Consider the following 11,360-nt stretch of genomic DNA (forward strand, 5'->3'; position numbering starts at 1 on the left):
CTCCGTTCGGGTTGTCATCGGATCAGATTCGGGGGAGCCCGAGGTTCTCACCGGGATGCTCGTGGGTCAGGTAGGCGTCGAGAGTGGCGGAACGATGTCGCCGGGCCGCGTCTTCGATCTGGGTCAGTGGGGCGTTCGTCTCGATCAGTCGGACGATCTCCTCGTGCTCGGACACCGATTCGCGCGCGCGTCCCGGCACGAATGTGAACGTGGATGCACGTAGGTGTCCGAGACGGCTCCATTCCGCTTCCACCAACGCGGCGAGCCGGGGGTTGGGGCATTTGGCGAACAGAATGGAATGGAATTCCTGGTTGAGTTCGGTGAAGAGGCGCGGCTCGAACTCGCTGAGCGAGTCGATCATTCGATCGTTGACCGAGCGTGCTCGCCGGACGTCGTCCTCGGACAGGCGCCGGGCAGCCATCGCGGTCGCTGCGCCTTCGAGCACACTCAGCGCCTGCATGCTGTACCGGTACTGGGAGTCGTCGACCATTGCGACGTGCGCTCCGACATTGCGCTCGAACGTCACCAGGCCTTCCGCTTCGAGCTGCCGAATGGCCTCGCGGACTGGCACGACACTCATGTCGAGGTCTTTGGCGATTGCGCCGAGAACGAGCCGATACCCGGGCGTGTACTCCCGGCGCGCGATGCGGTCCTTGACGTAGTGGTACGCGAGTTGCGACTTGCTCCGGGTCACCGGTGCTCCTGAAGCCATTGCTCGTACCGTCCCTTCCACTCCGCGTTCGGGGGGAACAACCCGTCGACGGGGTGACCGGCCGCGACCTGCTCGGCTACCCACCCGTCCTGTGACTCCTGGGCCAGCGCCGCGTCTGCGACCTCCTCGACGAGGTTCGGAGGGATGACGACGACACCGTCGTTGTCCCCGACGATGACATCGCCCGGCTGCACCGTGGCGCCGCCGCAGGCAATGGTGATGTCGTGGTCCCACGGAACGTGCCGCCGACCGAGGACGGCAGGGTGTGCGCCGGACGAGAACACGGGCAACCCGATCTCGGCGACGGCATCCCGGTCTCGCACGCCGCCGTCGGTGACAACTCCGGCTGCACCTTTGGCGTGGGCGCGGAGCGCCAGAATGTCGCCGAGGGTTCCCGACCCCGTTTCTCCGCGGGCCTCGATGACGATGACCTCGCCCGATTCGACGGCGTCGAAGGTACGTTTCTGGGCGTTGTATCCGCCGCCGTGCGAGTCGAACAGATCCTCACGATTGGGAACGAACCGCAAGGTACGGGCCGTGCCGACCAGCTTCACGCCCGGACTCAACGACGACACACCGTCGATGCTGACATTGTTCAACCCGCGTTTGCGCAGCTGCTGAGACAGACCGGCTACAGGTACCTCTCGAAGTTTTGCGCGCAACTCGTCGGTGAGGTCGAAGGCGGGCGCCGGCTCGGGGAGACCTGCCGCCGCAGCGGACCCCCATGCTTCTCGGCGCTGAGTGTCGTCGACAGACGGCAGGGAACCGAGTGATCCGTCGAACGGGTCGGTGCCCTGAACGACCGTCGTCGTCAGCGTGCCGGAGCTGGGCCGAGTGGGGGAGTCGGGCGCGTCGACCTCGACGTCGATCACGTCACCGGGGACCACGACCGAGGACCCGGCCGGTGTGCCGGTGAGGACGACGTCGCCCGGCTCGAGGGTGAAATGTTGGGAGAGGTCCGCGACGATCTGCGATATCGAGAAGATCATTGCGGCGGTGGTGTCGTTCTGCGCCAGGGAACCGTTGACCCATGTGCGTACGCGAATCGCGGTCGGATCGACATCTCGCGCGTCGATGACCCTCGGGCCCAGCGGTGTGAAACCGTCTCCACCTTTCGAGCGAAGGTTGGACCCCTTGTCGTTCGCGCGTAGATCGTAGAGGCCGAAGTCGTTGGCCGCGGTTACCCCGCTGACGAAGTCCCACGCGGAGTCGACGCTCACTCTGCGCGCCGGCGCGCCGATGATCACCGCAATCTCACCTTCGAATGCGAGAAGCTCTGTGCCGTAGGGACGTTCGACCGTGCCGCCGGACTTCGACACCGAACTCGATGGCTTGACGAAGTACGACGGGTGTTGTGGGCGACGGCCACGTTGATCGGCCCGTGAGGCGTAGCTCAAGTGGACGGCGATGACTTTTCCCGGCCGCATGGGGAGCTCCGCGGAGTCCGGCGCGTCGTCGGCGATCATGTGTCTCCTGCGTATCGGGGGTCTTGCATCGTATTTCAAATAATATACGATGAGTGACGCAGATCGCAACGGCAGACTCTTCGAGGCCCACGGCACAGGAGTTGCGACACACATCAGGAGCCAAGCAATGAGTGCATCCCACGAACCCGGACCTACCGGTTCCACCACGGACAAAGAGCGTCGACGGGTCGTGTTCGCGGCTGTCGTCGGGAGAACCGTCGAGTGGTACGACCACGAGGCCGAGCAGTCGGTAAGCCCGATCAGAACGATGGCGAAGGTCTGAGATGCAATTTCATCACGACGGTTACGTGTCGGGCGACCCCCGCGTCCAACCCGCAGCAGGCGTGGGCGTGGACCGACCGGACGACTTGCCCGACGAGGTCGACGTACTGATCGTCGGTACCGGTCCGGCGGGGATGACGACTGCGGCCCAACTGTCGCAGTTCCCGAACATCACCACTCGTATCATCGAGAAGCGAGCGGGCCGGCTTGCAATAGGCCAAGCCGACGGTATCCAAGCGCGCAGTGTCGAGACGTTCCAGGCATTCGGATTCGCCGACCGAATCACCGCCGAGGCATATCGCATCACCGAGATGGCGTTCTGGAAGCCTGACCCGACAGACCCGTCGCGCATCGTGCGCACCGCTCGTACCCCGGACGACGCCACCGGGATCAGCGAGTTCCCACACCTGATCGTCAACCAGGCCCGCGTGCTGGACTACTTCGCCGAATTCATGGTCAACGCGCCCACCCGTATGCGACCGGACTTCGGGTACGAGTTCCGCACACTCGAGGTCGGTGACGGCGAGTACCCGGTGACGGTTACCTTGGCGCACACCGGTGGTCCCTTTGCCGGCCGGGAGCGCACCATCCGAGCCAAGTACGTGGTCGGATCCGACGGCGCCCGCAGTGCCGTGCGTGACACGATCGGCTGCCGTCCCGTCGGTGACAAGGCCTTTCACGCGTGGGGAGTCATGGACGTACTGGCGGTGACGAATTTTCCCGACATCCGTACCAAGTGCGCCATCCAATCCGGCTCCGGCGGAAGCATTCTGCTCATTCCGCGCGAAGGTGGTCACCTCTTCAGGATGTACGTGGACCTGGGCGAAGTAGCTCCCGACGACAATGGCAGTGTCCGCAATACCAGCATCGAGCAGATCATCGCGCAGGCAAACGACATCATGCACCCCTACTTTCTCGATGTTCGAGATGTGGCCTGGCACAGCGTGTACGAGGTAGGTCATCGCGTGACGGACCGCTTCGACGACGTACCGGCGCATCTGGTCGGTGAACGCGCACCGCGGGTGTTCATCACCGGCGATGCGTGCCATACGCACAGCGCGAAGGCCGGCCAGGGGATGAACGTGTCCATGCAAGACGGTTTCAACCTTGCCTGGAAGCTCGGTCACGTTCTCTCCGGCCGCAGCCCGGAGGCCCTTCTCGCTACGTACACCGCAGAGCGACAGGTGATCGCGCAGAAGCTCATCGATTTCGACAAGCAATGGTCGTCCATGATGGCGGCTCGCCCCGAGGATTTCGACAGCCCGTCCGAGTTGGAGGACTTCTACGTCAAGACGGCCGAGTTTCCGGCGGGCTTCATGACCGAATACACGCCGTCCATGATCGTCGGCTCGGCCGAGCATCAGGACCGCGCAACGGGATTCACGATCGGCAAACGATTCAAATCCGTCCAGGTGACGCGGGTGTGTGACGGAAACCCCGTCCATCTCGGCCACCGACACGAAGCAGACGGCCGCTGGCGAATCTATGTGTTCGCCGATACCGCCGGCGGGGCACTGGCCCGACTGGCATCGTGGCTGACGGATTCTCCGGATTCGCCGCTCGTTCGATTCACACCTGTCGGCGGCAGCTTTACCGATGCCTTCGAGGTGAAAGTTGTCCATCAGCAGCCGCATACGGAAATCGATATCGGCCAGGTTCCCGCGGTGTTTCTGCCGAAAGTCGGCCGCTTCGGACTCGTCGACTACGAGAATGTGTTCGCTGCCGATCCGGCGTGCGACATCTTCACCGAACGCGGAATCGACCGCGCCGGCGCCGTGGTGGTAGTACGACCGGATCAGTACGTGGCGCAGGTATTGCCACCGACTGCGGCGGACGAACTCGCCCAGTTCTTCGCCGGCATCATGGTTTCGCCGGCATCGTGGGAGTTGGCGGGACACAGCGTGTGATGCGCATACGAACATCCCGGCGTCGCAATCGAATGCGCGACGCCGGGATGCCCTGGTGCTGTGGTTGGACTCAGTGCTCGTACGTGTCGAGGTCCCGGTCCTTGGACTCCTGCGCCAGGGCGATGAACACCGCGCTGATGACGGCCAGCCCGATCATGTAGAGCCCCACCAGGTTTGTGGAGCCGCCACCCGCTGCTTGGAGCGAGACGAGGATGACCGGGGTGAATCCCGCGCCGAGGAGGGTGGCGGCCTGGTAGCCGACCGATGCTCCGGTGTAGCGCGCGGAGGTGCCGAATTGCTCGGCGATGTATGCCGCCATGGGGCCGAACGTCGCGGACTGCACCAGGCTGAAGCCGAGCACGAAGGCCAGCGTCACCAGGAGCGCGTTTCCGGACGAGAGCATGGCGAGTACCGGGAAGATCACCACGGCAAAGACGCCGAGGCCGGTGAGCATGACCGGTCGTCGGCCGACGCGGTCGGACAGCCGTGCGAATCCGAGCAGAGCGAAGATCGCCACGAACTGACACACCGCGAAACCGAGAAGAACATCGGAGCGGGATACGCCCGACTTGGTGGCGTGACCGATGGCGAAGGTCGCGAACATGATCTGGATGGCGACGCTCGCCATGCATCCGCCGGCGACGAGAATCAGGTTCTTCGGGCGCCGAAGAATGCTCATGAGGGGAACGGCCGCACGGGCACTCGAAGCCTCCGCCGCGCTGCGCTCGAGTGCCTGCGTGAACACCGGGCTCTCGGAGACTCGGCTCCGTACGAAAAGGCCCACGATCAGCAGAACAGCGGAGAGCAGGAACGGGATTCGCCAACCCCAGGAAAGGAACTGGTCTTCGGGTAGCAGTGCAACCGCGGCCAGAGCCAGAGTTCCCAGCAACGAGCCGGTCGGGGCGCCGGCGTTGGTGAACGCAGCCGCGAAACCACGACCGCGGCCGCCGACGTGTTCGAGGGACATCAGTGTCGCCCCGCCCCATTCGCCGCCGATGGCAATGCCTTGCAGCACGCGAAGCAGGATCAGCATGATGGCCGCCCAGGACCCGATGGCGGAGGACGGCGGGACCAGTCCGATCAGGAACGAGGCGGCGCCCATCACCGTCATCGACACCAGCAGCATCGACTTGCGGCCGTATTTGTCACCGAAGTGTCCGAAGATGACCCCACCGAGAGGTCGGGCCAGGTACCCGGCCGCGAATGTCCCGAGCGAGGCGATGGTGCCGGCAACGGGGGAAAGGTCGGAGAAGAACACGGGTGCGAATACGATCGCCGCCGAGGTCGCGTACAGAAGGAAGTCGTAGTACTCGATTGTGCTGCCCAGGTAGCTCGACAGCACGACACGCCTGATTTCGCGCCGCCTGGAGTCGGGTACAGCCTCGATGTCGTCGAGTGCGAGCGGTCGAACCGGTGTCGGTTCCACGGGTGTGGTCATGATGGATCGATGTTCCTTTGCTGAAGATCCTGTGCAGCGTGCTCGAAACTGCAGTCCATTGGTGTCCGCCGAGGGCGGCCGTCGTACGACCGGCCGCCCCCGGGGAGGAACTTGGTTGTGCTGAAGGCTCGAGGGCGACGAGCCCATCAGGCGACGGTCACGCCACGGTGGCGTCGATCTTGTCGTAGCGCACTTCGCGAACCCGCTCCATGACTGCGGCGAGCGGTTCCGGCTCGCGACCGGTGATCTGCTGCACGTGGCGGCTCTGGAGCGCCTGATAACCCTGCGCCAGACCGACTTCCGCCGACACCAGCTCGTCGCTGGCCCACAGGTGACCGTCGGGGCTGGGAGGCATGTTCGGGTCGTATGTGCGCGGAATTCCGACGGCGTCGAAGAACGCCAGACGTTCTTCCTCGGAGACCGGCCGGTACTCGACGGGCGAGGAGTGCACGTGCGAAGCGAGTGCAGCGATCTGGTGGAAGTCGAGCAGTTCGGGACCGGTGATCTCGTAGATGCGCCCGGCGTGCGCCTCCGGGTGCATCAGGCATTCTGCCGCGCATCTGGCGACATCTTCTTTCGCGACAGGAGCGAACATTCCGTCTCCGGTGGCCTGCGACAGGACGCCCGAGGGTACGGCCGGTGCCACGAGGATGTTGCTGACGATCTCGGCGTAGAGATGGTTGCGCAGGAAGGTGTAGGAAATGCCGGAGTCCCGAAGGTCGGCCTCGGTCTGGAGATGATCGCGAGCGGACAGTGCCGGATTGCCCGGCTGAACGCCGCCGACCGAGGTGTAGACGATGTGGCTGACGCCCGCGTGTTGCGCCGCGGCGATCGCTGCGCGGTGTTCCGACACCCGCCGCCCGAGATTGAGACCACTGATGAGGAAGAGCACATCGCCACCCTCGTACGCCTCCTGGACCGTCGGGGGGTACTGGTAGTCGCTGTGCCGGATCTGCACGGTGTCCGACGCGAGTTCGGCGAGCTTCTCGGGGGTGCGGGTGGTCAGAATGAGCTCACGATGGGGGTCGGCGTCGAGAAGCAGCCGTGTGACTCTTCGACCCAGGTCGCCCGATGCTCCGCTGATGATTGTTCGACTCATGTGCACTCCTTGTGGTGGGCGGTTGGACTGTGTCGCACCGCAGCCGCGTCCTCTGTTTGTGACGTGCGCTACATCGCAACACTGGGGGGCGCTTCTGGTCCACAGCCAAGATCGTCGTACAGACAATGCGTTTCGAGTATCGCCGCAGGTCAGCGTCCGGCGACCTGGTCCGTGCACCCACCGTCCGGGCCGACCGTTGCCGAGATTTTCGACGCGATCGCCGCGAGTTGCTCGACTTCGGCCGGTGTCAGTTGGTCGAAAACGAGTTCTCGCACTCGCCTTACGTGAGCGGGGGCCGTTTTCGTGACTTTCGCCCAGCCGGTGTCGGTCAGGGTTGCCAAGGTGCTGCGACCGTCGTCGGGATCGGGACGGCGTTGCACCCAGCCCTGATCGGAGAGTCTGTCGATCACCTTCGACAGTCGCGACAGCGTGCTGTTCGCGATGCGAGCGAGGTCTCGCAGGCGCATGGTCCGCTGCGGCGAGGAGGACAGGCTGGACAGGACGCCGTACTCGATGTGGGTGATTCCCGCGTCCCGCCGCAACTGGGTGTCGAGTGCGGAGGGAAGCCACATCACGCTCGACATGAGCGCCATCCAGGCGGTTGCTTCGTTCTCGTCGAGCCAGGGGGGTTCCTCGTCCGTCATGGACCGAGCCTATCGGGAATTTACTTGACACGGAAAGTATTGAAGTAGATGATTTAACTTGCCAAGGAAAGTTAAATCGCATCCGATCACCCACGAGAGAAGCACAAAATGACTACCGCAACGATTTTCGGCAAGGGCAACATGGGCACGGCGATCGCGGGTGTCCTCGCGGCCGGCGGTCTCGACGTTCAGCACATCGACACCGACAGCGTGGACGCGAAGGTCGTCGGCGACCTCGTCGTACTCGCCGTCCCGTACTCGGCGTTCGGAGAGATCGTGGCTGCCTACGGCGGCCAGTTCGCCGGCAGGACTGTCGTCGACATCAGTAATCCGGTCGACTTCGGTACCTTCCGACTGGCTGTTCCGTCCGACGCATCGGCTGCATCCGAACTGGCCGCGAAGCTGCCGGACGCCCGGGTCCTCAAGGCCTTCAACACAACCTTCGCGCCCACACTCGCGAGCAGAACGGTAGGAGCGAACCCGACGACGGTGCTCGTTGCGGGCGACGACGACGCGGCCAAAGGCACTCTTGTGGAGGCGATCACGGCGGGTGGAGTGCAAGCGCTGGACGTCGGGGCGCTCTCCGCGGCCCGGGAGCTCGAGGCCATCGGCTACCTACAGTTGCAGCTCGCCATCGGCGAGAAGATCGCCTTCACCGGTGGATTCTCGGTGGCGAAATGACGAGCACCGCGCCCGCAGGGGCGTACGCGGACCTGCTGGCCCGAGTTCTTCCCGAGTCCGAACCGCATCCGACGTGGACGCCCGACTACGGTTCGATGCCCGCCCTGTTCGTCAGTCACGGCGCCCCGCCCACTCTGGACGACCCGATCTGGTTGGACGAGTTGTATCGATGGGGCCGCGCGCTGCCCAAGCCGAAGGCCATCGTGATCGTGTCCGCCCACTGGGAGGACGCCCCGCCCGCCTTGTCGGGGACCGCGGCGGGGACGCCGCTTCTGTACGACTTCGGCGGGTTTCATCCGCACTACTACACGTTGAAGTACGCAACCCCGGATGCGTCCGATCTGGGTCGACGACTGGCCGGCCTACTGGGAACCGGTGCCTCGGTTCACCGATTCGCGAATCGCGGTCTCGATCACGGCGCCTTCATTCCGCTCATGGCCATGTATCCAGCCGCCGACGTTCCGGTGGTCCAGCTGTCGATGCCCAGCCTCGATCCACAAGCGTTGCTCAGTCTCGGCGCTCGACTGCGTCCGCTGCGAGACGAGGGTGTGTTGGTGATCGGTTCCGGCTTCATGACCCACAGTTTCGCGGTCATGCGACAACCGAAACTGGTGGCGCATTCGGCGGCGTTCGACGAATGGGCTCTCCACTGCGTCCAGAACGGAGACGTCGACTCGTTGATCGACTTCCGGCGCCGGGGTCCAGGGGCAGGAGTCGCTCATCCCACCTCCGATCATTTCGTCCCGCTGCTGCTGTCGCTCGGCGCGGCGGACGATCCGCAGTCCGCCACTTCCGTGATCGACAGATTCGTGTTCGGAAACTCGACGCGATCGCTCCAGGTGGCGTGACGAGCAGGTGCGATGTGTTCGGCGCATGGGGTCGCTCAATTTTGTGTGCTTGCGGCCAGGGGCTACGCGTCACATTCTGGAATGGCCAGACGTGATCGGGGTCACCAACCCCGGCGGATACGTCCTCACGAACGAAAGAGAACCGACATGACCGCAATCGCCACACCCGAGCTCGCTGACCTCGACACCGACGGCGTATCGGACGCAGACCTGGTGGCTCGCGCCACAGCGCTGATTCCGCTCATTCGCGAACACGCTGCCGAGGCGACGAAGAACCGCAAGATCTCGCCGGAGGTCATCGACGCCATCGCGTCGGCCGGGCTGTTCCACGTCATGGTTCCCAAGCGCTGGGGTGGACAGGGTGCAACCTTCAAGACGGCGTGCGACGTCGTCGCCGAGATCGCGCGCGGTGACGGATCGACCGGCTGGGTGACCGCACTGACGCTGCTCGCGACGGCGTACGGCGCAACCAACACCACTCAGGCCCAGGAGGACGTCTTCGGCGCGAATCCCGGTGCCCGAATCTGTGGCATCTTCTCTCCCGGTGACAAGAGCGAGAAGGTCGAGGGAGGGTACCTCGTCAGCGGAAAGTGGCCGTACGCCTCGGGATCGTTCGCAGCTCAGTGGGCCAGCCTCACCATCACCCTCGAGGGTGGTGCTCCCGGAATGGCATTGATTCCTGCAGAGGCGTTCACGATCGAGCCGACCTGGTTCGTCGCCGGCATGCAGGGAACGGGAAGCGACACGATCGTGGTCAAGGATCACTTCGTGCCGGAGTACCGCGTCCAGCCGGTTGCCGACATGTTCGCGTCCAAGTTCCGCTCGCCGTTCACCGACGAGCACGTGGCCTCGATGCCGTTCAACGCGGTTGCCGCGGGCATCCTCGTCGCGCCCCAGATCGGTCTGGGGCGTCACGCCCTCGAGCTCACACGCGAGAAGCTTCCGAAGAAGCCGGTGGCCTACACCGCATACGGTCAGGCCAAGGACTCGCCGACCCACCAGTTGGGTGTGGCGCGCGCTGCAACCAAGCTCCGTCTCGCCCAGCTCCTGCTGGACGCGATGGCAGCAGACATCGACGGTGCCGCGGAGAATCACGAGCTGCCGAGCCCGGAAATTCTTGCGCGCATCCGTAACGACACCGGGGTGGTCGCCGAGTTGGTCAAGGAGGAGATCGACTACCTCCTCACCGCCAACGGCGCCGGCTCGTTCGCAGACGTCAACGTTCTCGGACGCATCTGGCGTGACAGTGAGACGGCATCGCGCCACGCTCTGGTGACGCCCGAGATCGGCCGCGAGGCCTACGGTCGCCAGCTTCTCGGCAACTACGATCCGACTATCGGGTTGTGAGAGCGATGACCACCGCTGTGGCACAGTCGCAATCAGAGCAGTCGCCCACGAGTGCGGGCAGCACCGCCGACTACCGGTACGTTCTGAGCCACGTCCCCACCAGCGTGTCGGTCATCACGGCGATGACCGAGGGTGGGCCCGCGGGAATGACCGTGGGAACCTTCACCTCGGTATCGCTCGATCCTGCGCTGGTCGCCTTCTACGTCGACCTCGGTTCCACCACGTGGCCGGTCCTCGCCGAGGCGGAGCACTTCGGAATCAACGTCCTCGGTGCCCATGCCGGCGATCTCTGTCGTGCGTTCTCCCGGCGGGGTGCCGAGCGGTTTCTCGGCGTCGATTGGACTCCGTCGGCTCTGGGAGTGCCCTGGCTGTCCGACGCTATCGTCACGATCGACTGCACTCCGCACTCGGTGGATCGAATCGGTGACCACCTTCACGTGGTCGGGCATGTCGAGGCCATCGCGCAGCAGCGCGCCGACGAACCGCTGATCTTCTTGCGGGGCGCGTTCTTGGATATGTCGGCGATCGCTGGTGGGGGGCCGCAACAGTGATCGTGGAGCACGTGGAGATGCGCGTTCGGGAGGGTCGAGCCGAGGAATTGGCCAGTGGGTTCGACGAGATTCGCGCGCTGCTGCTGGCCGCGCCCGGATGCTCCGACGCGGCGCTCGTTCCCAGCGTCGATCGGGAGAACACCTATCTGCTGACAGCGCACTGGAAGCGGCTCGAGGACCACACCGAGGTGTTCGCGGGTTCCGAATCGGGCGCTCGTGTGCGCGAGATTCTCGAACCACTCTGCGCAGAGATGCCCCGGGTGACCCACTACCGGTACTGAGTCGTTCGACGCCGTAACCAAGGCCCCTGCCATAGCTGAAAACTATGGCAGGGGCCTTTTATTCATATTTGTCAGATGGCCATGGACGGCGAAGACTGTGTTCC

At 64.5% G+C, this 11,360-nt stretch carries 12 protein-coding genes; 7 read left to right on the top strand and 5 right to left on the bottom strand.

Going from position 1 to position 11,360, the window contains the following annotated elements:
- Positions 1-22 precede the first annotated feature (22 nt).
- The gene (locus AC59JP_RS12935; RefSeq protein ID WP_497326170.1) at positions 23-712 is read right to left on the bottom strand and encodes a GntR family transcriptional regulator; all 690 of its coding nucleotides are present in this window, start codon (positions 710-712) and stop codon (positions 23-25) included.
- A complete protein-coding gene (locus tag AC59JP_RS12940) occupies positions 691-2,178 on the bottom strand; it encodes a fumarylacetoacetate hydrolase family protein (RefSeq protein WP_497326171.1) in 1,488 nt (495 codons plus the stop codon). Before AC59JP_RS12940 ends, AC59JP_RS12935 begins: the two co-directional genes overlap by 22 nt.
- 127 nt (positions 2,179-2,305) lie before the next feature.
- On the opposite strand from AC59JP_RS12940, the gene AC59JP_RS12945 reads away from it, so the two are divergent.
- Both AC59JP_RS12945 and AC59JP_RS12950 read left to right on the top strand, forming a co-directional pair.
- The gene (locus AC59JP_RS12945) at positions 2,306-2,461 is read left to right on the top strand and encodes a hypothetical protein (protein WP_497326172.1); all 156 of its coding nucleotides are present in this window, start codon (positions 2,306-2,308) and stop codon (positions 2,459-2,461) included.
- 1 nt (position 2,462) lies between these two features.
- Entirely contained in the window at positions 2,463-4,367 is a 1,905-nt protein-coding gene (locus AC59JP_RS12950) for an FAD-binding monooxygenase (RefSeq protein WP_497326173.1), read from the top strand.
- A 70-nt stretch (positions 4,368-4,437) separates the two neighbouring features.
- Here AC59JP_RS12950 and AC59JP_RS12955 read toward each other — a convergent pair whose 3' ends face one another.
- The 3 genes from AC59JP_RS12955 to AC59JP_RS12965 all read right to left on the bottom strand — a co-directional run bounded on the left by AC59JP_RS12955 (position 4,438) and on the right by AC59JP_RS12965 (position 7,548).
- Positions 4,438-5,805 (bottom strand): MFS transporter, encoded by a 1,368-nt coding sequence (locus tag AC59JP_RS12955; RefSeq protein ID WP_497326174.1) that lies wholly within the window; start codon positions 5,803-5,805, stop codon positions 4,438-4,440.
- Positions 5,806-5,962: 157 nt separating this feature from the next.
- Complete coding sequence (locus AC59JP_RS12960; RefSeq protein ID WP_497326175.1) at positions 5,963-6,904, bottom strand: NAD(P)H-binding protein; 942 nt, start codon at positions 6,902-6,904, stop codon at positions 5,963-5,965.
- A gap of 149 nt (positions 6,905-7,053) precedes the next feature.
- Positions 7,054-7,548, bottom strand: a complete 495-nt coding sequence (locus AC59JP_RS12965; RefSeq protein WP_497326176.1) for a MarR family winged helix-turn-helix transcriptional regulator — start codon at positions 7,546-7,548, stop codon at positions 7,054-7,056.
- Between the two features lie 108 nt (positions 7,549-7,656).
- On the opposite strand from AC59JP_RS12965, the gene AC59JP_RS12970 reads away from it, so the two are divergent.
- From AC59JP_RS12970 to AC59JP_RS12990, 5 genes are all read left to right on the top strand, one after another.
- The gene (locus AC59JP_RS12970; protein WP_497326177.1) at positions 7,657-8,229 is read left to right on the top strand and encodes an NADPH-dependent F420 reductase; all 573 of its coding nucleotides are present in this window, start codon (positions 7,657-7,659) and stop codon (positions 8,227-8,229) included.
- On the top strand, positions 8,226-9,077 hold the full coding sequence (locus AC59JP_RS12975; protein ID WP_497326178.1) for a dioxygenase family protein: 852 nt from the start codon (positions 8,226-8,228) through the stop codon (positions 9,075-9,077). The genes AC59JP_RS12970 and AC59JP_RS12975 overlap by 4 nt, the downstream gene beginning before the upstream one ends.
- Before the next feature lie 147 nt (positions 9,078-9,224).
- Complete coding sequence (locus tag AC59JP_RS12980) at positions 9,225-10,424, top strand: acyl-CoA dehydrogenase family protein (protein WP_497326179.1); 1,200 nt, start codon at positions 9,225-9,227, stop codon at positions 10,422-10,424.
- A gap of 5 nt (positions 10,425-10,429) precedes the next feature.
- The gene (locus AC59JP_RS12985) at positions 10,430-10,975 is read left to right on the top strand and encodes a flavin reductase family protein (RefSeq protein ID WP_497326180.1); all 546 of its coding nucleotides are present in this window, start codon (positions 10,430-10,432) and stop codon (positions 10,973-10,975) included.
- Positions 10,976-10,986: 11 nt separating this feature from the next.
- The gene (locus AC59JP_RS12990) at positions 10,987-11,256 is read left to right on the top strand and encodes an antibiotic biosynthesis monooxygenase family protein (RefSeq protein WP_497326181.1); all 270 of its coding nucleotides are present in this window, start codon (positions 10,987-10,989) and stop codon (positions 11,254-11,256) included.
- Positions 11,257-11,360: the final 104 nt, after the last annotated feature.

The organism is Rhodococcus sp. 320_ES (genome assembly GCF_059691855.1).